The following is a 25,108-nucleotide window of genomic DNA, read 5'->3' on the forward strand; positions in this document are numbered from 1 at the left end:
GAACCCCAATGTGTTAACGCGTTACTGAGCGGGAGAAGCTTTCTCACCATCAAGCGTGTAAGCGATAATATAATCACCGCTTCTGGTACCAAGGCCACCGTGGCCACCGGCTGCAATCAGCACATACTGCTTGCCACCAGCTTCGTAGCTCATGGGGGTAGCCTGGCCGCCTGCTGGCAGGCGATCACGCCAGATAACCTTACCGCTCGCCAGATCAAATGCCCGCAGATAATCATCTGCTGTGGCACCCATAAACACAACGCCACCTTTGGTAACAATATTGCCGCCAATATTATACATACCGGTAGGCAAAGGCAGGTTGTTATGGGTACGGAAAGGCCCGGTATCACGCGTTGTGCCAACAGGATGCTGCCAGACAATCTTCTTGGTAACCAGATCGATTGCCGTCAGCGTGCCCCAAACCGGCCCCTTACAAGGGATCTGTAGTGGGTTCAGCCAAGGGTTGGTAAGCGCAATATAGGGTGTTCCGTAATCTGGAGAAACAGAAAGGGCATCACCTTTAGGCGCAGGTTCTTCCCCACTGCCGGTCCATTTTGGCAGCGTACCGGCCTGCTCCATTCCCGTACGTTTTTCCAGCTTGATACGGAAAGGCAGATAGCTTGCATTGGCCAGCATAATCTTACGCTGCGGGTCAATGGTAATACCCTGCCAGTCTACAACACCGTAAAATGCAGGATAAACAATGGTTGTTTGACCCACATGCGGTGGTGTGAACTGCCCTTCGTAAGCAGACTGACGATACTGGATACGGCAGATCATCTGATCCAGCAGCGTTGCCCCCCACATATCAGACTCTTTAAGATTGGCCGGTGTAAGAGAAGGCATGCCAACAGGATAAGGCTGCGTAGGAGAGACACGGTCATCCGGCGCATGGCCTGCTGTGGGAACTGGCTTTTCTTCAACCGGATAACCCGGAACAGGCGTGCCGGTGCGGCGGTCCAGAACAAAAAACTCACCACGCTTGGTGCTCTGCACCAGTGCCGGAACTTGCTCACCATTCGCGCCGGGAAGTTCAACCATGGATGGGCCGGAGGGCAGATCCATATCCCACAGATCGTGATGCACGGTCTGATAGGTCCAGCGGCGTTCACCCGTTACAATATCCAGCGCAATTGTGGCAGAGGATGTTGCATCGTCAAACGGACGACGGGTTCCGCCCCAGTTATCTGGCGGAGAATTGCCCGTAGGAATGTAAACAAGCCCAAGGTTGAGGTCTGCCGTGTAAACACCCCAAGCATTGGGTGTATCACGCGTTAGCTCATCATTCGGGCCGGGTTTCCATGTTTCTGGCTGATGCCCTGCATCCCACGCCCAGGCAATTTCACCTGTTGTGGCGTCAAACGCACGGATAGCGCCGGAGGGCTCGAAATTGGCTTGGTTATCAAAAATCCACCCGCCAGTAATCACGCGGTTTTTGGCTACCATTGGCGGAGAGGTTACAAAATGGAACCCATGCGGCACATGGCCCAGATACTGGCGCAGGGAGATAAAGCCGTGATCCCCAAAATCTTCACAGGGTTTGCCGGTTTCTGCGTTTACCGCCACCATGCGCACATCAGCAACGGGTGAGTAAATGCGGTTACGGCAGCTTGTCTGAATTTCATCAGGAATATGGTAGTAAGAAACACCGCGGCAAGCCAGATAGACGTTCTTGTCCAAATCTGCCGTTGCAGGGTGCGGATCAAACTTCCATTTCACTTTACCTGTGGCTGCATCCAGCGCCATCACCCAGCTATGGGGTGTGCACATGTAAAGTGTATCACCAACTTTAATGGGCGTAAGTTCCAGATTAAACTCATGCCCTTGGTCTGGCCCAGCTACAGTGCCTTCACCCTGCTGCTGCACATCCCCCGTGCGGGTAACCCATGCACGTTTGAGGTGCGAGATATTGGAAGCCGTAATCTGCCCCAATGGAGTATAACGGTCCCCGCCAACAGTGCGGCCATAAGCCGTCCAATCTCCATCTGGCACACCTGCTGATGTTTCATCAGACTGGCCGCTTGCCGCCATGCGGTCTGCCGGTACGGTGCCATCAATGGAATAAGAACTGAAGCAACTTGCCACAACAACAAGGCAGGAAACCACCAAAGAACCCAGAACTTCGCGCTTATCACCCAGCCAGCTATTGCCCGAGCGCCAAACACCTGGCAGCAGAAGCCAAACACCTAGCCCGATAAGCGTAAAGAGACGAACTTCCAGACCCCAGATATTCAGCCCGACTTCGCATAAAGACCAAATAGTGGCCACAAGCAGCAAAGCTGCATACAGCCGCATAGCCAGAGCAGGCTTGCGAAAGCCGCTGATAGCGGCCCCCAGCATGACACCGCCAGCAATAATATAAAACCAGGAACCACCAAGGAACAGAAGTTCCGCGCCGCCAAAGAAGAGGAAAAGCCCCACAATGGCAAGCAGAATAGAGGTTATGAGCGAGAATAACCTCGCCTGACTCTCTCGCATACTCGTGCTCTTTCTACAGTTTCACGAGCCGTTACGGCGGCATGATCCTGAGATACCATGCTCACGCAGCGGCCAATGGCCCTGCACAACATAAAAGGACACAATGCCGTCACACTTTTGTCCTGTTTTTCACGCGAGTTTGTAAAAAATGTTACCAATTGTCTCATGGGTGAGACAGTTGGTGAGACTGACTGTTCTATTGAAGCCAAAATAGCAATGCCCGACATATTCAGGCAGATGCATCATTCTTTTGCTGTATAAAATAGAAAGCTCAAAAAACGGGAGATTTTGTTTTTATATCTCCCGTATTCTTATCACCTCTATATTTTTAAAAACACCTTAGAACGACCATGTTGCATCGCAACTGAACCAGAGCATGTTGTTTGTGCCGTTATTAACAGTTGGGTTTTGCACAGTGCCTGCCTGGTTGAATGGATGCGTGCCGTTAAGGGATTTATCCAGCCGAATTTCAGGCCGGATAGTAAAGCCGCCCAGCGCCAGCCTTTTGTTCACGAACTCGGGCCTGTAGGAGACACCCACCGTCAGCTCCCCATAGGTTGTGGGCAAGGCATTGTAATATGGGAAAGGCTGGTTGCTCAGAGCCTGCGTGAGAGAGTTAAAGCTGGAATATTCCATAATCACCCCACCTGTATTGTCACGAAAGATTTCGCCGCGTGCATTAAATGTCAGCCAAGGATGAATGTCGTAAGAAAAATAGGTTGTCACCCCATAAGCATCATCACGCGAAGAATCATCGTGCAGATAGGTACCATCCACAGAAACAGTCATCTTATCATTGATATGATACGAGGCCATCACATCCGCATTATACTGCATAAGGCTGTTGGCCTGCTTGCCAATGCCTGCACTCACCCACCCTGTGGGTGAAACAATGGTGCGGCCATTGTTGCCCTGCGGCCCAAAATGCCCAATGGCATGCACATCCAGCTTGCCATCCATCAGCTTGTTCCACGCCAGACCAAAATAACCCTTGGGCTTGTTGTTGTTGCCAGAAGCACCAAAGGTTGTGGAGTTCCCTGCATCCACCCCCAAAATCCAGTCCATATGACGTGTCAGATGCATGGTGGCCAGAATGCCTACCGTCTGAAACGGTACGATATAATCTGAGGCGTAGTTATATGTGTAGAATGGCCGTGCAAGAGCGGGTGTGCCTTCTGCCCCCATAATGCCGTACATCTGACCGATCTGCACATCAATGCCGCGCTTGAAGATCCACGGTAGATGTACATCCAGATGCGCCTGTGTGGGTGCCCATTGATACAGACCATGCAAAGACCCAGACCCCATCCCGATTGTGGGGTCAAACCGTGCATCGGAACCATACATGGCCTCCAGCACAAAACCGATGCCGTATCCGCTGCCTACAGACGTAACAGGATGAGACAGAGAGCCAATGATCTGGTTCAGCGTGACCGTATTGGCACGATCTGAATAATACTGCGCAAAGTTGCGGCCAGAACGGGTCCAGGGGTTTCCTGAAATCCCTGCTTCAATGGAGACATGCCCTTCCAGACCTTCCCAGTATGTAGGTGTGTGCCCGGGTTTAACATGGAACAGGTTGCCTGCCTTGGGCTTCATGGCCTCTTCCTCTTCAGAAAGAGAAGTGGCAGGCGGCTCTTCTCCATCTGTTGGGGTACCTGCCCCCTTTTCTGCCTCTTCGGGCTTAAGGGTTTTGGCGATGTCTCCCACCTGAACCTGTGCAGGCGCAGATGTTTGTGCGTGAGCTACGGATGTACCTGTTTCACACAAAAATGCAGCGCAACATGATAGCAATACAAATTTGAAGGCACTTCGATCGGTTTTGGTCTGTCGCATGTATCACTTCTCTTGCGCATCAGAAATAGTGACGAATACGAAACGTATTGATCCACACTTGCCACCAGCCGAACACAAATAAAGTATTCAGCAGCATGATGCCTTCACCGCAATTGTAAGACCAACACGTACGTTTCGAATTAGAAATAATATGCCGTGCGCAAAATGGCAATCCTCTAACCACAAAATAAACATGGATTTCAGCACAATTTACTCTGTTGAATGCATTCTCTGTCTCTTTAGAGGCTAAAATATTGGATTTGCGCGTTCAATACGCAGGCAACCTCAGCTCTACCTAGTGCGTTGGTTAGAAACTTTTGCACCCATTATGAAATAATGGTATTTGCAAATTCATTATGTATTTAAAAAATTTTCCAAAAATCGAATAAACTGAAATACTTATGTGCTTTTCATATATTACAAATATCTATATTCATAATATAGTTTTGATATATTCCTTATGCATATGCTGTTGCAATGTATCACAAACCTGCGCATATAAAACATATCAACACTTACTGATATGCGCAATTTGCATACCATCGTGGTTTTCGATTACAAAGGATCACTCTTCAACAACAAAGGACGGAACGACACAGCAATGACATCGCTTTTCACAGATGCCACAATTTTTGTTTTCCTTCCTTGGGTGCTGTGGCGCCTTCTGCACAAAGCACTGCCTATTGTTGTATTACCTATCCTTATTGGCATTCTGCTGGCTGTATGGCACGCTCCCATAAAAGAACTGGGCATTCCCTCTTCTTATGGTGATACCATTGGGTGGGTTGCCGTATTGGTTTTGGCGTTTACTGCTGGCTTGGAAATGTGGCAGCACCCTGAGGGTGATACATCTGTTCATGCCATTGCCTCCCCTACCTTCGGTCGTCTGTTAGCCGGTGCGGGCGTTGCTTTAGGTATTCCCTTCTTGCTCGGGGCCATCTTGGCCTACACTTGTTTTCTGCCTTTGCATGGATGGCAAGCTCCTCTGGCCTCACCTCTTATTGCCGCAGCGTCTATCGGTTTGTGCATTTCCGTAAGCGCTCTCCCGGTTCTGATTGGTGTTGTAAGAGAACTTGATGCGTCCCAACGTCCGTTGGGGCAATTAGCACTTAAGCTTGCTGTGGTGGATGATGCTGCCTTATGGGTTGGCCTTGCTGTTTTACAGTTTGCTCATAGAGGCACCGCAGCTCTGCATAGCTGGACAGGGCTGGAGTTTCTGGCCGTTGCGTTGCTGGTTGGGCTGGCTTCTGCTGGCAACTGGGCCTCTCGCCATTTTCGTCACCCTCCCACATGGGTTATCTGGGTCACTGTTCCTATTTATTTGGCTGCCGGATCATGGGCCAGCATGCAGCTTGGATTGCACGAACTGATAGGCGCATATTTTGCCGGTGCAATCATGCCGCCCAGTTGGGTAAGACGCCTGCCCATAGAACAGGTTGGAACGTTTGCTCTTATCTGGCTGGCGCCAATGTTCTTTGGCCATAGCGGGCTACGAATAAACGGAGACGCCCTGACATGGCCTTCCATTATTGCGTCTTTTGCTCTGGTTGGTATTTCCATTCTGAGCAAGATTGGCGCAGTTTATGTGTTTCCACCTGCTCCGGGGCTTAAACCCAGACAAGCCTTGGGTATTGGAGCGCTGTTACAATGCAAAGGGCTGATGGAAATTGTTGCCGCCACTATTTTGCATGAACAGGGTATGTTGTCTGATTTTGCTTTTGCATCTTTAATGGTGCTGGCAGTTGTTTCCACCGTTTTAACCGGGCCACTTTTCCGCCTGCTGGCGCCGCGTTAAACCAATACCTCCTGCGGTAGAGGCCAAAAATGCAATGCGCGCTGCTGGTGTATATACACCAGCAGCTTCACAAATCTAAAATACAAAACATTTACAAACATAAATTAAGGGAATGGCAAAGGTTGTTATAACAGCACACATCCCCAATACACGTATGCGCGCTGTATCTGGCATTATAAAAGCTCCCCCAAGGCAGATACAAAAAATAGCATAATAGAGAAGGCTGACACTTAAATAACTTCCGAAATAAGGTGTTAAAAGCGCTGTGCTGATAAGAACAGAAATGCCGGAAATACATCCAAAAATACTGCCATATGTTAAACACGTAAGAAATTTTGTACCCGCTCCAGGCTCTGTTGCTCCGTTTTTCTGCTCCTTTCGATACCGCGATATCAGCCACAATCTGTTGCCAGAATAGAAAAGAAATGCCCCTATAAAACCCAGTATCAAATATCCAAACTTAATTGTATTTCCGCCAAAACTTCCAAAGTGCAGCGCAAAAAATGTGGTTAAAATACTAAAGGACTCAGATTGGAGCCCCGGCATATATTCTGTGGAAAGTATTTTTCCAGAAGCTGGATCAAGTTCGGCAAGGCCACCAGCCGGGCCACGCATCATATAGTGCTCATCATGCCCGATTACGCGTAAAGTCTGTTGCGCTTTATCTGTTGAAGCATAATCTAAAACATCTGGCACAAATCCCGGAGCCTGCTTTTGCAACGCTTGCACAATCTCTGCCGGAGCAAGAGGCATTATAGAAGTCTGCGCAACCGGCTCATGATTCATATTCCGTGCGTGTAAGTGATGATCATGAATAGCCGTCGGAGCAGAAAACATCATGGTTTGCACATTATGAATGACACTATGATAAGCAAAAAGCACGGATGAAAGAGCAATAACCACATGAAAAGGCAGGCTAAAGAGGCCTAGAAGATTATGAATATCCAGCCATTTCTTCCATGCCCCTTTGATCAGCCGCAAGGCAAAGAGATTTTTTGCCAGCATAGGCAAAAACACAATCACACCAGATACCAGCGCAACGGCATACAACAGTGCAATACTGCCCATGAACCATCTGCTGTAGGGCATAAAAACGGGTAGCCCCACATTTTCATGGAGCTCATCTATAAAATGCGCCACTTCAGATGGCTTGTGTCTTACCGTAACCAGATGCCCTTGTGCATCTAGTGAGGCCGCTATCATATCCACTGGTCCGGCATGCCTTTGCCCAGCCTTTACGGGCCACATCAGCCTAGCAGGCAAAGAAGCGGTGGGCGACAGTACAACCGTATATTCCTGCTGTGCCTCAGGGTAAGCTGCAAATGCTTTTTGCATCAGATCCGGCACCTGCTGCACAGTTACTGGTGCAGGCAAAGCCGCTGGCTTTGTGAGCCAGTTTTGAAGAGGCCCTTCAAAAACGCTGATGCCTCCAGCATAAAACGCCACAAAAAGAAACAACCCTGCCAGAATACCCACCCAACTATGAATATCCCGATACATTTGTACAATATCTGCGCGTATTTTCATGCCTGTAGGCCCCTTAAAACAAAAAACAGGCCCCAGACACATAAGGCAGATATGGATAGGTAATTCCAAGCCCGCCTGCCGTTAGAAAACAAAAAGCAGGTTGGTAAAATAATGCACCACAGCAAAACCGTGAGCCATGTTAAAAACTGAGCAGATGCCGTTCTTGGGTCACTATCTACATGAGAGAGAACGCCAATTACCCCAACAAGGCCAAATGTAAGAATATTACCCGGCACGACAGCCGCAGTAACTTTGGCAAACCAGTTCTGGCTTGTGTAAGTATATTTACGCATAATGCCTACCGTTGCCTCAGCAAAGCAACAGCAAATGGAAACAGAAGCCATACAAGCATCATCAACAGTATTTGCATGAATAATGCAGTTGCTACGCTTTTGATCTGCCAAAGACAACAAAAAGAAAGCCCCAGCACTGCCCACCCCGCCATTCTGAACAAACCTTTGGGGCGCAAAGGAACCGTAAATACATATTGATTCTGGCAAGTGGCATAAAGCATACAGCACCCAAAAACAGTGGCTCCTGTTGCAATCCACATCACGTATTCAGGCAACATGCTGCCCCTCAATATTACGATCGGGCTGAAAAAATATGGTTATGCTTGCCCCATGTATGCATTTATATAAAGCCATGAACCTCATGCGGAAAAGCCACGCTATCTTTCAGACAAGTTAAAGGAGAACTCGTTGCACAAATACATTATTAAGAATCATTATCAACATAATTTTTTGCAGTTATCCGTTACTCCCCTCCTTCATGGAGCAACCTTCCCACCTGCCTTGTTCCCAGGCCATAGCAGGGTATCTTTGATAATCTTGTAAATGCCGCATCAAAGCCCCAAATTTTAGTAGGTCAAAATTATGCTAAAAGGATGTATTTACATGAGCCTTATTAAAAAATGTATATTCCCCGCACTTAAAGTTAGCGCCATAGGCCTGAGCGCTGCATGGACAGCTATGGCAGCATGTAGCAAGGATAAGGAACTGGATGGCCAAGAAAAATCCGTCCATCTCGCCACCATGGGCTCTGCTGGTCTGGTTGGTATTCTAGGTTTTTGTCTCCTGCGTAAGGATGGATGGGGCAAAACATACCGCCCATGGTTAGGCCTTAGCCTTATTGCCAGCCACGGGATTGCCGGTGTGCGTAGCCGTAAAGCTGTTCAACATCAGGATAAAAAGGATGCGGTGCAGAGCGGTATCTTGCAGATTGTTATGATTATTCTGGCCGCTTGTGTATTCACCACAAAGCCAAATAAATAACTCTTAAATAAACCCCAATATCTTGTATCCTTATTAAGATATTGGGGTTGTTATTCGATTTTAAAATCAGGCTTCCTGATTACTTTCCATCCATTGCTTGATCAATGTATAGGTAATGGAAAGGATCATCGGGCCAACAAAAATACCGGCCAAACCCAAAGCCGCTAATCCGCCAATAACGCCCATCATGATAAGAACTAATGGAACGTCTGCTTGTTTACGGATCAGATAAGGCCGCAACATGTTATCTAGAAAGATAGTTAAAAAAGTTATGGCAAGCAGAACAATTGCTGGCATCACTCCCTTATCAAAGTAAACCCAGATTACCGCCGGGAAAAGAGTAACCCCCGGCCCTGCTTGCAATAAACAGGCCATAAAGGTAACAGCCGTAAGAATGCTGGCCCATGGCACACCTGTAAGGTACATACCACCGCCCCCTACCAAACTTTCAACAATGGCGGTAAGGGTAACGCCCAATGCAACCCCTCTGATAGTACGCACGGCCAGTTCCAGCATATTCTGCCCACGCTTGCCAGATAACGTTCCTACCAACCTTTCTGATGTTGTAATCAGATATTCAGCTTTTGCCAAAAACACTGTAAGTATAATAAGAGTAAGCAAAAACTGCACTGCAAGCATACCAATACTGCCCGCATAAGACATAAGATAATGCATAATCTGGTCTGGTTGCGGCACAGCCTGCTGCACAATATCCATTGGCTTCATGTTTTGCAGATGTTGCCACCATTTGCCCAGATACTCACCCACCATAGGCAGATGGAGCAGTTTTTCTGGCAGATCGGGTAATTTTAGAGATTTAATGTAGGGAATAATATTACTGAACGCATCAGCATGCTTCACCACTGTAGAAACTGCCATCCAGAATGGCAGAACAAATAAGGCCAGAGCAACCAGAAGCGTGCAGGAAATAGCCATTTTACGGCTACCATGTAACCAGCCTTGCAACCGCAGCAATAATGGCCACATGGTTACAGCAATGGTGCCCGCCCAAATAAGAGCGGGAATAAAAGGTTCTAAAATCCACACTGCCCCCAGCACAAGGGTGCAGGCAAACAAAGCCACCAGCACAGGCCGCGTTCCTGTAGCAAGTTCAGGCTTTTGTTCGGAAACAGATGTCTCTGGTATCATTGTTTTACGCTCATCCCATGACTACAGGCCGAACCAGCCGTAAAGCTTTTCAGTTCAGGGGGTAAAAAGGATGCCATGTCTGCTTCTTTCAAAAGCTCTCGTCCGCGGCCAGACCATTTGGCCAGCCCCACATGTGGGTTGCTAAAAGAGCCGCTCACCATAACGGGAATTTCCATTGCCAACATGCCTTTGGCACCATTGCTGGCAAAAACCAATTCAAATGCCTTTTTGTTCAAATCAAACTCGGCTTTTCCCACAATACTACCTGCATCCGATTTTATACGTAATGGCTGCACAACACCTTTACCTTGTTGCATTTTGAGCGCTCCCAACAGGCATGATACACTCGCCTTGCCTTTGCTTTGGCGAAAGAGAGCACCAACATCTGTTGTCGCAATATCCATCACTTCGCGAGAGATTGTTCCTGTGTTCATGCCCACTGCCGCCGTGACATTGGCCTGGCGCGAGGCTTCGTTTAAAGTCTGGATATTATCTGCATGCGTAAGAACGCGAATATTCAGCTTTCCGCCCACCGGAAAAGGTGAAAAACCTGCCTGCTTACGAAACTGATCAATATCCCCATTATCTACATTTACTGTAGCCTGTACGCGCGTGCCTTTCTGACCAGCCAACAAGTGCCCGGAAGCCTGAATACTGGCTCCAAGCCAATTCATTTTCATGGAGTTCACATCCACCCGGCCTGGCATTTGGCTTACGCTGATTTGGGCTTGATTGAAAACAAGCGTATTATACAGCACCGTATCTGCCGCGAGTGTAACATTAATAAGCGGATCAGGGTGTAAAGGCACCAACAGCGGCACATCAATACCGCTCGTAGATGTTTTGGGGTTTTCGGACGGGCTTCCCAAAAGAGCATTCAGATTTAGGCGGGAAAACGCCATGGAACCAGCAACCTTATCAGGTTGCCCTTTCGCGCCTTCTGTAAATGTTACATCCGCAGTGCTAATCGGACTTTCATTGAGCGAACCAGTTGTATGGTCCAGATGCCAAACATCCCCTTTATGCGTAAAGTGCCCCGATAGCGTAACAGGTTGCGTAATCTTGCTATCAGCTTCGCCAGCAAAAGCCATGATCGGGCGAGATGTTGCTGTCTGCAAATCCAGCTTTGCATCAATACCATCAAAATCAAATAGATCTGTCATGGTGCCGTTGAGATGCAGAGATAAATCCCCTGATGCCGCGTGAATATCCGTTCCGTAAGGCTTACCCGCTTGGCGCAAAACATCTATCGGCTGCATATTGGCCTGCAATGTTACGGGCGTGCCATTATACGCCCCGTTAACGTTCATCACCAATGGCGCGGTGTCACTTGTTGAGTGCAGGGCAACTGCCTTCAGGCCTGTTACATAGCTATGCCCATGCGCTGAACGGTAAATAACCTCACTATCCGTAATGGCTGCATCACGCAGGCCGGGAAACCATATTTTGCCACTGGGTTCCTTTGGCTTGGCTGGCGCAGAAGATGCCTTTTTACCAAACCTCCAGTTGGGTTCGCGCGTAGACGTACGCTCGAACAAGCCCGAAAATCCATCAATTTTCACATCTCGCGCCTGCATTTGCCCATTAAATAAGGAACTAAGCAGGATTTGAGCGTGCAGATGCTTCAAACTTATCATATCTGCACGACTACCTTGGGGGATATTGGCCAGATGCAGATTATCTAGATCCACCGTAACCCACCGGCCAAAGCGCACATGCAATGCCCCTATTTGGGTTTTTCGTCCAAGTGACGCACTTATTTTATCTGAAGCAATATGCGCCAGATTATAGTGTGGAAGGCCAGCAAGCAGCACGCCAATAGCCACAGTAGAAACGGCCAGAACACTTCCGGCTAACCATACCCAACGGGGCATACAAGTACCTTTCCCAATCCTTTATGAGGACGTAGAATGCAGAAATATTATAAAAAATTCTATGGAAATATATTTCTCTAAACCAGAAATATATTTAAATATATTTTTCTGTATCAAGAAAAGGAAGAACACTGCGGTAGATTTGTAGTTCTTCATTTGTAGGTATGACACAAACTTTTATTTTACTACCTGCTCCGCTGATAACCCGCGCATGGGCTGCATTGGCGGCTTCATCAATCTGCACACCCATCCATGCCAACGCCTCGCACACATCGGCACGCAAATTCTGATCATGCTCACCAATACCTGCGGTAAAAACTATGCCGTCCAAACCACCCATAATGGCAGTTAATGCTCCAATTTCCTGTACAATCCTATAAACAAACAACCCGAGCGCTTCTGAAATATTCTTACGTTGGACGGCATCCTGACTTTGCGCCAATGTTGCACGCAAAATGCGCATATCGGACGATATGCCCGAAACTCCCAAAAGCCCCGATTGATGATAAAGCGTGCTAACTAGGGTTTTCCAATCCGCTTTTTCAGATTGAACCATGTAAAGCAATGCGCCCGGGTCTATCGCCCCGCAGCGTGTCCCCATCATCAACCCATCCAGAGCAGAAAACCCCATGGTTGTTTCCAAACTTTTGCCTGCTTGCAACGCACACAAGCTCGCACCACTTCCCAGATGCGCAACAATAGTACGCCCCTGCGCCAGTTTAGGATCAACCTCTGCCAATTGGCCCGCAATATAGCTGTATGAAATGCCATGAAACCCGTAACGACGAATGCCACGATCTGCATAACGGCGCGGAAGTGGTAACAGTCGTGCCATTTCCGGGATAGTTTGATGAAAGGTGGTATCAAAACAGGCCACCTGCAAAATATCAGGACGCTTTTCAAAAATAGCTTTTGCAGGGGCCAACGTGGCCGCCTGATGCAGCGGATCAAACGGTGTAAGTTTGTCTAATTGCTTAAGCGTATCCAGCGTAATTTTAACGGGTTGCAGAAATTCTGCCCCGCCATGCACAATCCGATGCCCTACAGCCCGCACCTGTCCTTGGCCGGAATATTGCTCAAACCAATGGAAAAGATGGCTAAAAATATACAATCCCGTTTCCTGCCATCTTTCCTGCGCAAGAAGCTTCCCCTCCGCATCTTTGGCCGTAAATTGAGAATAATCAGGAAACTCCTCAATTTCTCCGTGCAGCAGAACCTGCGGATCTCGCGTGCCTGAGAAAGCGTAAATCGTCAGCTTCAGGCTTGAAGAACCACTATTAAAAACAACAACTACATCCTGCACGGATACTTTTCCTTGTTATAAGGCGACGTTCAGCCCTGCCCACCAGTAAGATGATGAGCATAAAGCGCCCCAATGGCTATGGAAGCCAGACGCGCCTGTACACTGTTTGCTCGACTGGTGAGTAATACGGGAACGGCTGCCCCCAAAACAATGCCTGCGGAATCTGCGCCAGACATAAAAATCATGTTTTTTGCCAGCATATTACCGGATTCCAGATCCGGGGCCACCAGAATTTGCGCACGTCCTGCTACGGGTGAAACAATGTTTTTTATTTTTGCAGCCTCAATACTTACTGCGTTATCCATCGCCAAAGGGCCGTCTAAAACACCCCCTTGTATTTGCCCGCGTTCTGCCATCTTGCATAAACATGCCGCATCAACTGTTCCGGGTATTTTGGAATTAACCGTTTCCACCGCAGAAAGAATAGCAACGCGTGGGACACCCAAACCCAGCCCGTTGTGTAGGTCTATCGCGTTTTGAACAATATCGCGCTTTACATTCAGATCTGGGAAAATATTGATGGCTGCATCTGTTACAAACAGTAAATCTTTATACCCGGGTGCAGCTAATACAAAAACATGGCTAATACGCCTGTTGGTGCGTAAACCACTCTCGGCCTCAACAATTGCATGCATAAAAACATCTGTATGCAGGCTGCCTTTCATCAACGCTTTTACGCGCCCTTCCTTTACCAAAGCCGTTGCTTTCTGGGCAGCTTCTGCTGGTGTTGTGGCATCAATAAAAACAGCCTTATCCAATGCAATACCACTTGCCTGTGCCACAGATACGATTGCGCTTTTATCACCTATCAAGACAGGCTCTATAATATTCCGTTGTGCCGCATCCATTGCACCTTCAAGGGCGTGTTCTTCACACGGCCAGACAATACCGACAGGTACCTGCCCCGGCAATTGAACAGCGCGTGAGACCAATTGCTCAAATGCCTGATGGCTGGTTGACGCTGCACTGCCCGGCATTTCCGCAGTATCATGCGCATATTGTGAAGTCTGCGTCTTGCTGGAAAGGATCTTGTGCATATCATTCATCTTCACAATTATCCGGCAATATCAGTGAAATGAGCAGATAAAATGTGCCTATACTGCGTGCGCAAAAAATCTTCAGCTTGGGTTGCTGTGCCTCTGGCTGCCATGCGCCCTTTAAACTCCTTTACAGACCCCAGTTTCTGCACAGACATCCATTCACGCAGTTCTTCCAGAAGGGTTGAGATATAGCTCGGCCCCTGCTGCAACAGCACGGATGTCACCATCGCTACGTCAGCCCCAGCCAGCAGGCATTTGGCAACATCCATACCAGAATGCACGCCACCAGAAATGGCCAAATCAGCCTGACAATGTTCTGAAAGCAGCACAGCCCACATCAGCGGAAGCCGTAATTCGTAAGCAGAACTGGGAATAAAATCCACCTCTGCGCTATCTGTTAAGGAACGCAACCCCGGCTCATAAAAACTGTTGAACAGAACTATACCATCCGCTCCGTTTTCCGATAATCGCTTCACCATATTGCCCAGTGAGCTGAAAAAGGGAGAAAGCTTAACGCTGACTGGAACCTTAACCTGTGCTCGTACATCCCGTAATATCTGTATGCAACGTTCTTCCACCTGTGCGCCTGTTTCATCCGGATTGGTTGGAATATGCCAAAAGTTCAGCTCTATTGCAGATGCCCCCGCCTGCTCCATATCCTTGGCAAAACGCAGCCAACCCGCTGGTGTGCAGCCATTAAGGCTGGCAATAATAGGCACGCCCGCCCTTTCTGACGCACTGCGCAACACAGCCAGCCTTCCATCCAGCGGAGAAGCATGAGGCATGACAGGAAAATACCCTGCCGCTTCTGGATGAGAGTTTTCTCCCGTTTCCCACAAAGCAGCTTCTGCCAGTTCCTGCGCTCGAATGTCTTCCTCAAACACAGAGGCCATAACAATGGCAGAAGCCCCGGCATCTGCCACGCGCAAAATGCCTTCCAGATCTGCCGTTAACGGAGATGCAGAAGCTACAACGGGATGGGCCAATTCCAGCCCAAGATAGTGTGTACGAATATCCATGACCATAATGCTCCCGTATCGCCTCAGTTCACATCTTCCCAATGCGGAAGGAAGCGGCTGCCATCACGGGCAGCCATATCTTCGTAAATCCGGTAGCGCTCATTGGCTGCCGCCTGCGCCTGCTGCAACAAATGCGCGGCACTTTGTGGATGCGTGCGAGTAAGCGTTTTGTAGCGCAGTTCCCGATACGCATAATCTTCCAGTGGAATACGTGGGCGGGTTGAATCAAGCCGGAACGGATTAAGCCCACTTTTGCGCATGGTGGGATCAAACCGGAACAACGGCCAATACCCCGATGCCACGGCACGAGCCTGCTGCTTCATACCCGTGCGCATATCTATGCCATGTGCAATACACTGCGAATACGCCAGAATAAGAGATGGCCCTTCATACGCTTCTGCTTCTCGCATTGCGATAATAGCCTGCTCCGGATTAGCCCCTAGTGCAATTTGGGCCACATACACATTGCCGTAAGCAATGGTCTGCAAGGCCAGATCCTTCCGCGGCACACGTTTGCCACCTGCCGCAAATTTGGCAGAGGCACCCAGCGGTGTTGCTTTGGAGGATTGCCCGCCCGTGTTGGAGTACACCTCCGTATCCAGCACAATAACGTTTACATTGCGCCCTTGTGCCAACACATGGTCTAGGCCGCCGTAATCAATATCGTACGCCCAGCCATCGCCTCCAACAATCCAGATAGAACGTCGGATTAGAAAATCTGCCACAGAAAGTAACATGGCGGCATCAGGCGTGTTTACACCCTCTAACTTGCTACGCAGCGCGCCTACGCGCTCACGCTGTAGCGCAAATTCACTTTCTGTTATCTGAGGCGCATTCAGGATAGCCGTTGCCAGATCCTGCCCCACGACCTGAGCCTGTTTTTGCAACAACTGCCGTGCCAAAGATTCCTGCTTATCTGCGGCCAGACGAAAGCCAAGGCCAAATTCTGCATTGTCTTCAAACAATGAGTTCGACCAAGCAACCCCACGCCCCTGGGCGTTGGATTTCCATGCATGTGCTGGAGTATTTCCCGCATAAATGGCCGAACAACCTGTGGCGTTGGCAATCTGCAACCTATCTCCAAACAGTTGAGAGATCAGTTTCAGGTAAGGTGTTTCACCACATCCTGCGCATGCTCCGCTGAATTCGAATAGAGGTTCCAAAAACTGCACGCCGCGTACGTTGGCTTCGTTAATGGCTGCCCGGTTTACTTCTGGAAGGTGTTCAAAAAACGCAATATTCCCACGTTCTTGTTCCAGAATAGGCAATTTTTCTCCCATGTTGATGGCACGCGTTTTACCATCTGGGCTAATTTCCGGGCAGTTTTCAACACACACACCACAGCCTGTGCAGTCTTCCACATAAAACTGGAGTGTAAAGCGGGCATCTGGATAACCACGGGCATTCACCGGAGCAGATTTGAAGCTTGCCGGAGCGCCTGTCAGATCCTTGTCTTCGTAAGTTTTGGCACGAATGACACTATGGGGGCATACAATACTACACTGGCCGCACTGGATACATGTATCCGGGTTCCAGATTGGCACCTCTACGGCAATATTTCGCTTTTCGTACTGCGTTGTACCACCGGGGAAAGTGCCATCTGCCGGAATATGACTTACAGGAATACTCTCGCCCCTGCCCGCCATAATTTCTGCAGTCACCTGCTGCACAAACAATGGCGCTGATGGAGGCACAACCGGCGGCATGGGCAATGTGCCATCAGCCTTGGCGGGCACAGCAACTTCATGCAGCGCCGCTACAGCGGCATCTACTGCACGGAAGTTAAGCTGCACAATACTATCACCCTTTGCGCCATATGTTTTCTGAATAGACTTTTTAATTTCTGTAATAGCTTCATCAGATGGCAAAACGTTGGAGAGATGGAAGAAGCATGTTTGCAAAATAGTATTAACGCGTGGCCCCAAACCAAGCTTAAGCGCAACGTCTGAGGCATCAATTACAAAAAACCGCAGTTTTTTATTAACGATCTGATCCTGCACTTTACGCGGCAGTTGCTCCCAAACCTTATCGGCTGCATAGGGGCTGTTCAGCAGAAAAGTAGCTCCATTATTAGCAGCACCCAGAATATCGCGCCTGAACAGAAAATCGAACTTATGGCAGGCTACAAAGTCAGCATGCCGGATAAGGTAAGGTGCCTGAATGGGAGATTTACCAAACCGCAGATGAGATGCTGTTTCTGCCCCAGATTTATGGGAATCATAATCAAAATAAGCCTGAGCATACCAGCCCGGTTTTTCGCTTAGAATTTTAACACTGTTCTTATTAGCCCCAACTGTGCCATCCGCACCAAGGCCATAAAACAGACAGCGCACTGTGCTTTCTGGTTCTATGTCAAAAGTTTCATCATATTCCAGATGAGTATGGGAAACGTCATCTATAATCCCCACCGTAAAATGATTTTTGGGTGTGGGCTTCTTCAATTCATCAAAAACGGCTCGCGCCATAGCCGGGCTGAAATCACGCGAGGAAAGCCCATAGCGCCCACCAATTACGCGCGGCATATGCGAGAACTGGCCATTCCCTACCCCTTCTGCCAGCACGCCCACAATATCTGCATGCAAAGGCTCCATAGGGGCGCCGGGCTCTTTTGTCCGATCCAGCACGGCAATAGATTTTACACTTGCTGGCAAGGCTTTTAAAAAATGCTCCGCAGAAAATGGCCGGAACAGGCGCACATGCAACGCCCCCACTTTCTCGCCATGCGCGTTCAGCCATTTTGCAGTTTCCCGCACCACTTCAGAACCAGACCCCATGGAAATAACCACACGTTCCGCATCTGGCGCACCTGTGTAATGAAACAGATCGTATTGACGGCCTGTTAGCGATGCAAACTTATCCATGGCTTCCTGCACAATGGCAGGTACACGCTCGTAAAACGGATTAACCGCTTCTCTGGTTTGGAAATAGGTATCCGGGTTTTGCCACGTCCCGCGGATAAACGGATGTTCCGGGTTAAGCGCCCTTTGCCGATGCGCATGCACCAGCCGATCATCTATCATCTGGCGGATAACATTATCCGGCACCACAGAAAGGCTGTTGTATTCGTGCGAAGTGCGGAAGCCATCTGCAAAATGGATAAAAGGAATACGTGCAGCCAAAGTGGCGACCTGTGCAACCAGCGCCAGATCGTGAGATTCCTGCACAGACCCCGCACCCAGCATAGCAAACCCTGTTGTACGGGCCGCCATGATATCCTGATGATCACCAAAAATAGAGGACGCACCCGCAGCTAATGCGCGCGCTGCCACATAGAACACAGTTGATGTGAGCTCACCTGCAATTTTGAACATGTTGGGCAGCATGAGCATGAGACCCTGAGAGGCCGTAAAAGTTGTGGTGAGTGCCCCGGTTTGCAAAGCACCATGCACACACCCAGCAGCGCCGCCTTCTGCCTGCATTTCCTGTACAACGGGCACTTCCCCCCAAATATTCTGCACGCCTTGATCAGACCACGTATCTGCAAGCTCTGCCATAGGGGAAGACGGCGTAATGGGGTAAATCGCACAAACTTCGTTCACACGATAAGCAATATGCGCAACAGATGTATTGCCATCCATTGTCTGGAGTTGTTCAGCCATGACATTCTCCATTTTATGCACGCACCTTGAAGCGTGTAGGCATAGTTGGCTCACCCAAACTTCCCTTTGTTGGCGTGGCCTCTACTGGTTCAGGGTCCATCTCAATGGCATGGCAAGGGCACTGTTCTGCGCAAACTGCGCAACCGGTGCACAGGTCCATGCTAACCGCATATCCCTTCCCCGGCCCTAGCCGCGTAATGGCTTGTTCGGGGCAAGAGGCATAACAATTGTCGCATTCAAAACAATTGCCACAGGAAAGGCATCTACCGGCTTCATAACGTGCTGTTTTTTCATCCAAACCGGCGAATATTTCATCAAACCCGGCCCGTTCCGTTAAGGGGCGTTCGGGCTGCTTGCTTCGGTCTGCCTGTGCGTAATCTGGCAAATGCAGCATATCGAATGAGACAAGCGGGTGTGCCGCAGGGTGCATATAATGACGCCCGGCCAAATAAGCATCTATGGCACGTGCTGCAAGCTTACCGTGACCTGTTGCGGTTGTCATGGTGCGTGCGCCACCTATGCAATCTCCGCCGGCAAAAATGCCATCCTGCCCAGTCATGAGCGTTGCGGCATCTACAACAACCGTATCACTCTTACTTATGGTGATAGCTGGCGCTGTTTTAAGCAAAGCCAGATCACTATGCTCTCCAACGGCCATAACCACTGCATCCGCTGGCAAATGTGTTGTCTGCCCCGTTGGGGTTACGCTGCCATCTGGGTTCATGGTCACTTTTTCAACTGTGACCCCATCTGCACCAAAATGGTCTGCAACGCTTAACCATTCAATTTTAACTCCTTCTGCAAAGGCTGCATCTGCTTCGCTTGGCAAGGCTTCCATGTGCTTGGGATCATAACGGAAAAGCAGAACCGTATCTTTGGCACCCAAACGTTCTGCTGTACGGGCGGCATCCATTGCCACGTTACCCCCGCCAAGAATGGCAACACTGCGGCCCAACTGGGGCTTTTCACCTTTACTCACATCATCCAGCAAGCTCACGGCATCCACCAATTTTTTACCATCTGTTGCTGGAATATTCAGATGGTTGGCTAACTGGGCCCCTACGGCCACAAACACAGCATCAAACCCGCCTTGCTGACGCGCTTGAGAAATATCATCAACCCGCACACCACATCGCAGCGTAACGCCCGGCATAGACGTTATTCTGGCAATTTCATCTTTCAGAGGCTGTCTCGGCAACCTGTAGGCCGGGATGCCGTGCATCATCATCCCCCCCGGCTCTGCTGCAGCTTCTCGTATTTCAACCTGATGCCCTAGTCTGGCAAGATGATAAGCGCAGGAGAGCCCTGCTGGCCCACTGCCTATAATCAGCACTTTTTTGCCCGTGGATGGAGCAGACTGAAAACGCCATCCATTCTGCACTGCCAAATCACCCAAAAAGCGCTCTACAGCATGAATGGAAACCGCATCATCCAAACTGCCCCTGTTACACCCACCTTCGCATGGGTGGTAACAGGCTCTGCCGTGTACTGCTGGCATCGGGTTATTTTCTGTAAGTGCGTACCATGCTTTTTCGTAATCTCCAGCCTGTGCATGTGCCAACCAACCTTGAATATCCTCCCCCGCAGGACAGGCATGGTTACAAGGCGGCAAAAAATGTTTGTAAACAGGTCTTTGCCATCGAGAACTCCCAACACCTCTACGTGTTGTATCCTGCATGACCTGTGTCATGTCGTGCAGCTTTATAGTCATGTAGGTTCTCTCCCGACCCCGTGGCCATTTCAAAGTGGCCGTGCGCATGCAACGCACATTTACGGAACAGATTTCTGAAACACATGTGTGAACCGTAATGCGCTTTGTGCAGGAAGACAAAAATCGAATAATCCGTCAACTTTAAATTGATGGAAATATCTTCTCATTTAAATTATTTTTCTTGCAAATAATTTTCATTAAAAATTATTATTCGACAATAATTCCTATTCATAAAGAAAATAAGAACCAAAATAGTGCTGTATTTTAAAAAATAATAATTTGACGTATTATTCATTTTTGTTTTCCACAAAACTCATTTTCAACACTTAATTCCGAACAAGAAGACTGCAATGATGCAAGTGCCAACTCCTAACGACCTCCTCTTTTTTGATGAACATCACACAACGGATCATGACCTATAATAGTTATTTAAAAACAAACCAATAATAAGAATAAAAATAATTAATGAAAATTACATACCCATTTAATACTGAATTTATAATATTTTTTGTTTGTTTGTTATTTTTCATGTTATATTTTTGATTGATGAAAATATTATACTCCCCTCTACAATGTATTAAAAAATATCTCTTTTTTTAATCTTATTTTATTGCCGCTTTCAGACGGAGGAATTTTACTGTAAACAAAGAGCGAGAAGGACACTGGAGTTTGTAAAAAATTGACGGAACACCCGCAAAAGCCCGTTACCAAGGCTAAACCAACAACAACCAGACCCAAAAAGTCCTATCGCGCTTCTCAAAAACGCGAAATGACACGCGCATTCAAGCAAGATGCCTTTGAAAGCGCGGCATGGAAAGTTTTTTCTGGCATTGGCTTAGATGCAGCGACGGTTAGAGATATTGTTGCTCTTAGCAATGTCTCTCCGGGCAGTTTCTATAATTATTACAAAACCAAAGAAGCCATTTTTGATATTATCCTCGTAAAAGTTGCGCAGCGCGTAAGAGGTGCAGCACGCCAGGCACGGAGCGAAGAAGATAATCTGGATGCAATGCTCCAGAAAAGTCAGTGCGCAGCTTTCCGGGAACTTCTCAGTATTCATGGTGCTCCGCATTTTCTGGAGCTGAATCAGCACCATATCAGAGCCAAGCTTTTTAATATGAGTGAAACACGGGAAATGTTGGATGACCTGAAGCAGAACCTGCTCAGATTGGTCCCCATGAAAAATACATCTCCCGAACGCATGGATTTTATTGCAGCCGCTGTTTTAACAACAGCTCTGGAAGGGTTACTGTATATTGCGCGCAACCCTTTGGTTGATATTGATCAAACATCCCATCTTACAGCGGGTATGGCAGCGGCAGGTATCCGTGCTGCTGCTGCGGCTGCCGGCTAATTTTTTATCTTACCCGGCAGCAGAGGTAAGATGTGTGTATAGGATAGAACAGCCAATAAGTATAAGCGCTATCCCACCACAGATCTCTGCATAGCGGCCAATCCACACACTAGCATGCCGCCCTAGCATAACCCCTGCCGTTGCCATAACCGTGGTAACGGCACCAATAACCAAGCAGGCCGATAAAATATTCACCTGCATAACGCCTAAGCTCACCCCTACCGCTGTTGCATCTATGCTGGTTGCCAAAGCTGTTCCAACCAACCCCAACACGCCACGGCTTACAGCTTTAGGCTGTTCAACTTCAGCCGCTTCTTCTGATGCATCTTTCATTGCCAAGCGGATCATGTTGCCGCCAATACCGCAGAGCAGTGCAAAGGCTATCCAATGGTCTACTGCGGCAATCCACGTGCTTAAAGCTAACCCCAGCACCCACCCCACAACAGGGGTAATGGCCTCAAAAAACCCGAACACAGCACCAATACGCAGGGCATCATTCCAACGTGCGTGTTTAACACTGGCCCCTTTGCCAACCGCAGCAGCAAAAGCATCCACAGAAAGAGAAAGCCCCAAAACGCCAAGTGTAAAAATACCAGTCATGAGCTTGTCCAAGGGCCGCAAAACGCAAAACAGCACGCACCGCCCCCCCGGCCACAGTTGAGGCAATGATGCCGTTGGTCTTGCTGGGCGTTTTTTCTAAAACGCTGTCTCCGCCATGGCCTGCTGGCCAAGTGTGTTGACGAAGACCCCTCTGCAACAGAGGGTGGCTACTCCCCAATGAACGGGGCCTCTGTATCAATATCGCCGACATTCCGCAAGAGCCTGAAAAACCGAAGGCTTTCACGCAACATATGAAGCATTCATGATAATTCGAAATAAGAAGGTGAACGCTGGGCAAAAATAGCCGTTAGTATGCTGAAGCCAAATTCTGCGTGACATAAACTCGATAAAAAGGACAAAAACACTATGATAAAATTATATTACACTCCGGGTGCCTGCTCTTTAGCATCGCATATTATTTTAAATGAAACACGCCTGCCCTTCGGTCTGGAAAAAGTAAACCTGAAAACCAAGACATTGGAAGATGGTCGAGATTATCTTAAGATCAATCCACGTGGTGCTGTTCCTGCCATCGAAATTTCACCCGGCGTAGTGCTTACCCAAAACGTGGCTATTCTCCCCTATATTGGCAACCTTTCTGATATTGCCGCCTTCCGGCCAGCAGAAGGCTCATTAGATCGCTCACGTCTGCTGGAAGCTCTGGGTTTTTGTGAAGATGTGCATAGTGCTTTTGGTATACTCTTCACCCCCGATCTGCCTGATACCACACGCGCACTTTGCCAAAAAACAGTAACCCGGCGGTTGGAACAGCTTGAGCAATTGCTAGAAAGCAATGGCACAGACTATTTACTTCCTGCTGGGTTTAGTCAGCCTGATGCCCTTATGGCCGTGATTTTAAGTTGGGCCGCCCCTTTGGATATTGATCTTGCCGCTTACCCCAAAGCACGCGCATTACGAGATAAAGTGTTTAACCGCCCTGCCACACAGGCCGCCCTTAAGACAGAAGGTTTAGTGTAAACCAGCAACTCTCCTGCCCTGCTAGATACTTTCTTGATCCTGTGGGGCAGGAGAAACCATATACATACCGGTTGTACGTGCTGGAGAAATCAACACCAATCCTGCGGCACGCGCGGTACGCACAGCAAGCGCCGTAGGCGCAGAAAGAGTCACCACAGCGGACATGCCAGCAGCAACAGCTTTTGCGGCCATCTCATAAGAACAGCGGCTCGTTAAAAAACAAAACCCCTGCGTGAAATCTAGTTGATGCCTGAGCCCATACCCTATCAGCTTATCCAAGGCATTATGGCGGCCAACGTCCTCTCGCATATGCACAATATGTCCATTAGGCAAACACCACGCGGCAGCATGCAGCATACCAACGCCTTTATTCAAAACCTGATGGTTTCGTAAGTTTTCCAATGCTTTATGGATTGCGTTTGCATCAGGCTCCTGCCCTATTACACCACATATTTTACGGTTTGTTATGCTTTCCATGTCGGCACCACAAATCCCACACCCTGTCCGCCCTGCTATCGGGCGGCGCGTGCGTGCCAGTACCTTGCGCAAGGATTCTGCATTTACGCGCACATCAGCCCGCAAGCTATCAGGCTGTGCTGTTATTTTTATTTGTCGTAAATCTGCACCGGAAGAAATAATATCTTCTGTAAAAGAAAAACCTACAATAAAATCATCTATATCATGCGGTGTTATCATCATGACCGCATAATCAATACCATTGTATATTAACGCGAGAGGTGTTTCCTCTGCTAACATAAGCGAGTTGCGCTCTCGCGCCACAACTACGCTTTCATGCCCTTGCGGCCAGCTTATCCGCTCTGCTTCATACGGAAGCGCTACAGAAAAGGATATATTTTCTGCCATCACCCATTTCCTCTTGCAGCACCAACCTTACATACAGAAGCGCAATATTTTTGTGCACGCATAAGATCTTCAGGCGTGTTGATATTCATAAAAGGGTCCACTCCCTCTATTAGAGGAAAATCTACAGCACGTGCTTCCAAAACATGGGCAAGTGTACGCACACGTGTTTGATGCTTTTTATTCTCCGCCGTTAGGAAAGATAACTGTGCCGCCAACACTGGCTTGGCAGAAACAGGCCATGCAGCCACCAATGGGTGAGATTGCCCCCCACAACACGCATACGAAGGGGCTGGCACAAGTGCAGCCACAAGCCCCACAGGAATAAACGGCGTATCCACCGGTATTGTTATGAGTGTATCGTAACCGCACTTTTCTGCCCATTCCAATCCGCTTAACACCCCAGCCAATGGCCCTACATTATGTATGCTGTCTGGCAAAACAGGGCATTGCCAGGCACTAAAGCGTGCAAAATCACCATTAGCGCTAATCGCTACGGCGCTGCATTCGTGCTGCAACCGTGCAAAAACACGATCTAGAGAAAAGCCATTCCCTGTATCTAAAAATGCCTTATCCTGCCCATGCATTCGGCGCGCTTGTCCGCCTGCCAACACCAGTCCGGCTATTTTCATGTCCATTCCACCCTTTTTGAAAATATCTTTCTTGTTGATTCTAGTTTTTACTTTTTACTTTTTACACATTCTAAAATC

Annotated in this window: 18 protein-coding genes and 1 riboswitch; of the genes, 4 read left to right on the forward strand and 14 right to left on the reverse strand. The window is 48.6% G+C overall.

Going from position 1 to position 25,108, the window contains the following annotated elements; translation table 11 throughout:
• Nucleotides 1–21: 21 nt before the first annotated feature.
• Both DS739_RS07575 and DS739_RS07585 read right to left on the reverse strand, forming a co-directional pair.
• Nucleotides 22–2,478, reverse strand: coding sequence for a membrane-bound PQQ-dependent dehydrogenase, glucose/quinate/shikimate family (locus DS739_RS07575; RefSeq protein WP_006117177.1), 2,457 nt, complete (start codon nucleotides 2,476–2,478; stop codon nucleotides 22–24).
• A 339-nt stretch (nucleotides 2,479–2,817) separates the two neighbouring features.
• Nucleotides 2,818–4,314, reverse strand: coding sequence for an outer membrane beta-barrel protein (locus DS739_RS07585; RefSeq protein ID WP_006117178.1), 1,497 nt, complete (start codon nucleotides 4,312–4,314; stop codon nucleotides 2,818–2,820).
• Between the two features lie 523 nt (nucleotides 4,315–4,837).
• On the opposite strand from DS739_RS07585, the gene DS739_RS07590 reads away from it, so the two are divergent.
• A complete protein-coding gene (locus DS739_RS07590) occupies nucleotides 4,838–6,109 on the forward strand; it encodes a cation:proton antiporter (protein ID WP_006117179.1) in 1,272 nt (423 codons plus the stop codon).
• Nucleotides 6,110–6,184: 75 nt separating this feature from the next.
• Here DS739_RS07590 and DS739_RS07595 read toward each other — a convergent pair whose 3' ends face one another.
• Entirely contained in the window at nucleotides 6,185–7,636 is a 1,452-nt protein-coding gene (locus tag DS739_RS07595; protein WP_006117180.1) for a PepSY domain-containing protein, read from the reverse strand.
• Nucleotides 7,633–7,980, reverse strand: a complete 348-nt coding sequence (locus tag DS739_RS07600) for a hypothetical protein (protein WP_035350795.1) — start codon at nucleotides 7,978–7,980, stop codon at nucleotides 7,633–7,635. Before DS739_RS07600 ends, DS739_RS07595 begins: the two co-directional genes overlap by 4 nt.
• Before the next feature lie 552 nt (nucleotides 7,981–8,532).
• Between DS739_RS07600 and DS739_RS07605 the strand changes: the two genes are divergently transcribed.
• Nucleotides 8,533–8,910 carry a hypothetical protein gene (locus tag DS739_RS07605; RefSeq protein ID WP_170315338.1) on the forward strand — a complete coding sequence of 126 codons (378 nt, stop codon included), beginning with the start codon at nucleotides 8,533–8,535 and terminating at the stop codon, nucleotides 8,908–8,910.
• A gap of 66 nt (nucleotides 8,911–8,976) precedes the next feature.
• On the opposite strand, the gene DS739_RS07610 is transcribed toward DS739_RS07605, so the two are convergent.
• The 7 genes from DS739_RS07610 to DS739_RS07640 form a co-directional block, all read right to left on the reverse strand.
• On the reverse strand, nucleotides 8,977–10,059 hold the full coding sequence (locus DS739_RS07610; protein ID WP_006117183.1) for an AI-2E family transporter: 1,083 nt from the start codon (nucleotides 10,057–10,059) through the stop codon (nucleotides 8,977–8,979).
• Nucleotides 10,056–11,933 (reverse strand): AsmA-like C-terminal region-containing protein, encoded by a 1,878-nt coding sequence (locus DS739_RS07615; protein ID WP_006117184.1) that lies wholly within the window; start codon nucleotides 11,931–11,933, stop codon nucleotides 10,056–10,058. The genes DS739_RS07610 and DS739_RS07615 overlap by 4 nt, the downstream gene beginning before the upstream one ends.
• Before the next feature lie 94 nt (nucleotides 11,934–12,027).
• A complete protein-coding gene (locus tag DS739_RS07620) occupies nucleotides 12,028–13,236 on the reverse strand; it encodes an acetate/propionate family kinase (protein WP_006117185.1) in 1,209 nt (402 codons plus the stop codon).
• 29 nt (nucleotides 13,237–13,265) lie between these two features.
• Nucleotides 13,266–14,282 carry a bifunctional enoyl-CoA hydratase/phosphate acetyltransferase gene (locus DS739_RS07625; protein ID WP_035350760.1) on the reverse strand — a complete coding sequence of 339 codons (1,017 nt, stop codon included), beginning with the start codon at nucleotides 14,280–14,282 and terminating at the stop codon, nucleotides 13,266–13,268.
• A gap of 8 nt (nucleotides 14,283–14,290) precedes the next feature.
• The gene (locus DS739_RS07630; protein ID WP_035350762.1) at nucleotides 14,291–15,301 is read right to left on the reverse strand and encodes a dihydroorotate dehydrogenase-like protein; all 1,011 of its coding nucleotides are present in this window, start codon (nucleotides 15,299–15,301) and stop codon (nucleotides 14,291–14,293) included.
• Between the two features lie 17 nt (nucleotides 15,302–15,318).
• Nucleotides 15,319–18,906: a pyruvate:ferredoxin (flavodoxin) oxidoreductase gene (gene nifJ / locus DS739_RS07635; RefSeq protein WP_035350764.1), complete on the reverse strand. Its 3,588-nt coding sequence runs from the start codon at nucleotides 18,904–18,906 to the stop codon at nucleotides 15,319–15,321.
• Between the two features lies 1 nt (nucleotide 18,907).
• Nucleotides 18,908–20,605: an NAD(P)-binding protein gene (locus tag DS739_RS07640; RefSeq protein ID WP_035350766.1), complete on the reverse strand. Its 1,698-nt coding sequence runs from the start codon at nucleotides 20,603–20,605 to the stop codon at nucleotides 18,908–18,910.
• 679 nt (nucleotides 20,606–21,284) lie between these two features.
• On the opposite strand from DS739_RS07640, the gene DS739_RS07645 reads away from it, so the two are divergent.
• Nucleotides 21,285–21,959 (forward strand): TetR/AcrR family transcriptional regulator, encoded by a 675-nt coding sequence (locus DS739_RS07645; RefSeq protein WP_006117190.1) that lies wholly within the window; start codon nucleotides 21,285–21,287, stop codon nucleotides 21,957–21,959.
• 9 nt (nucleotides 21,960–21,968) lie between these two features.
• Here the strand turns inward: DS739_RS07645 and DS739_RS07650 are convergent, their stop codons facing one another.
• Nucleotides 21,969–22,559 carry a manganese efflux pump MntP family protein gene (locus DS739_RS07650; RefSeq protein WP_035350768.1) on the reverse strand — a complete coding sequence of 197 codons (591 nt, stop codon included), beginning with the start codon at nucleotides 22,557–22,559 and terminating at the stop codon, nucleotides 21,969–21,971.
• A gap of 10 nt (nucleotides 22,560–22,569) precedes the next feature.
• Nucleotides 22,570–22,747, reverse strand: a riboswitch (yybP-ykoY riboswitch).
• A 178-nt stretch (nucleotides 22,748–22,925) separates the two neighbouring features.
• Here DS739_RS07650 and DS739_RS07655 point away from each other — a divergent pair.
• Nucleotides 22,926–23,537: a glutathione S-transferase family protein gene (locus DS739_RS07655; RefSeq protein WP_006117192.1), complete on the forward strand. Its 612-nt coding sequence runs from the start codon at nucleotides 22,926–22,928 to the stop codon at nucleotides 23,535–23,537.
• A gap of 21 nt (nucleotides 23,538–23,558) precedes the next feature.
• Here DS739_RS07655 and fdhD read toward each other — a convergent pair whose 3' ends face one another.
• Nucleotides 23,559–24,401 (reverse strand): formate dehydrogenase accessory sulfurtransferase FdhD, encoded by an 843-nt coding sequence (fdhD, locus tag DS739_RS07660; RefSeq protein WP_035350770.1) that lies wholly within the window; start codon nucleotides 24,399–24,401, stop codon nucleotides 23,559–23,561.
• On the reverse strand, nucleotides 24,401–25,030 hold the full coding sequence (locus tag DS739_RS07665) for a molybdenum cofactor guanylyltransferase (RefSeq protein WP_035350801.1): 630 nt from the start codon (nucleotides 25,028–25,030) through the stop codon (nucleotides 24,401–24,403). Before DS739_RS07665 ends, fdhD begins: the two co-directional genes overlap by 1 nt.
• Between the last annotated feature and the right edge of the window lie 78 nt (nucleotides 25,031–25,108).

The sequence above is a fragment of the Acetobacter sp. JWB genome (assembly GCF_003323795.1).
In the GTDB taxonomy this organism is placed as follows: domain Bacteria; phylum Pseudomonadota; class Alphaproteobacteria; order Acetobacterales; family Acetobacteraceae; genus Acetobacter; species Acetobacter oryzifermentans.

Excerpts from the sequence above, each read along its gene's own strand:
- DS739_RS07575 (WP_006117177.1), bottom strand. The coding sequence starts at position 2,478 with ATGCGAGAGAGTCAGGCGAGGTTATTCTCGCTCATAACCTCTATTCTG.
- DS739_RS07585 (WP_006117178.1), bottom strand. The coding sequence starts at position 4,314 with ATGCGACAGACCAAAACCGATCGAAGTGCCTTCAAATTTGTATTGCTA.
- DS739_RS07590 (WP_006117179.1), top strand. The coding sequence starts at position 4,838 with ATGCGCAATTTGCATACCATCGTGGTTTTCGATTACAAAGGATCACTC.
- DS739_RS07595 (WP_006117180.1), bottom strand. The coding sequence starts at position 7,636 with ATGAAAATACGCGCAGATATTGTACAAATGTATCGGGATATTCATAGT.
- DS739_RS07600 (WP_035350795.1), bottom strand. The coding sequence starts at position 7,980 with ATGGCTTCTGTTTCCATTTGCTGTTGCTTTGCTGAGGCAACGGTAGGC.
- DS739_RS07605 (WP_170315338.1), top strand. The coding sequence starts at position 8,533 with ATGAGCCTTATTAAAAAATGTATATTCCCCGCACTTAAAGTTAGCGCC.
- DS739_RS07610 (WP_006117183.1), bottom strand. The coding sequence starts at position 10,059 with ATGATACCAGAGACATCTGTTTCCGAACAAAAGCCTGAACTTGCTACA.
- DS739_RS07615 (WP_006117184.1), bottom strand. The coding sequence starts at position 11,933 with ATGCCCCGTTGGGTATGGTTAGCCGGAAGTGTTCTGGCCGTTTCTACT.
- DS739_RS07625 (WP_035350760.1), bottom strand. The coding sequence starts at position 14,282 with ATGAATGATATGCACAAGATCCTTTCCAGCAAGACGCAGACTTCACAA.
- DS739_RS07630 (WP_035350762.1), bottom strand. The coding sequence starts at position 15,301 with ATGGTCATGGATATTCGTACACACTATCTTGGGCTGGAATTGGCCCAT.
- nifJ (WP_035350764.1), bottom strand. The coding sequence starts at position 18,906 with ATGGAGAATGTCATGGCTGAACAACTCCAGACAATGGATGGCAATACA.
- DS739_RS07640 (WP_035350766.1), bottom strand. The coding sequence starts at position 20,605 with ATGACTATAAAGCTGCACGACATGACACAGGTCATGCAGGATACAACA.
- DS739_RS07650 (WP_035350768.1), bottom strand. The coding sequence starts at position 22,559 with ATGACTGGTATTTTTACACTTGGCGTTTTGGGGCTTTCTCTTTCTGTG.
- DS739_RS07655 (WP_006117192.1), top strand. The coding sequence starts at position 22,926 with ATGATAAAATTATATTACACTCCGGGTGCCTGCTCTTTAGCATCGCAT.
- fdhD (WP_035350770.1), bottom strand. The coding sequence starts at position 24,401 with ATGGCAGAAAATATATCCTTTTCTGTAGCGCTTCCGTATGAAGCAGAG.
- DS739_RS07665 (WP_035350801.1), bottom strand. The coding sequence starts at position 25,030 with ATGAAAATAGCCGGACTGGTGTTGGCAGGCGGACAAGCGCGCCGAATG.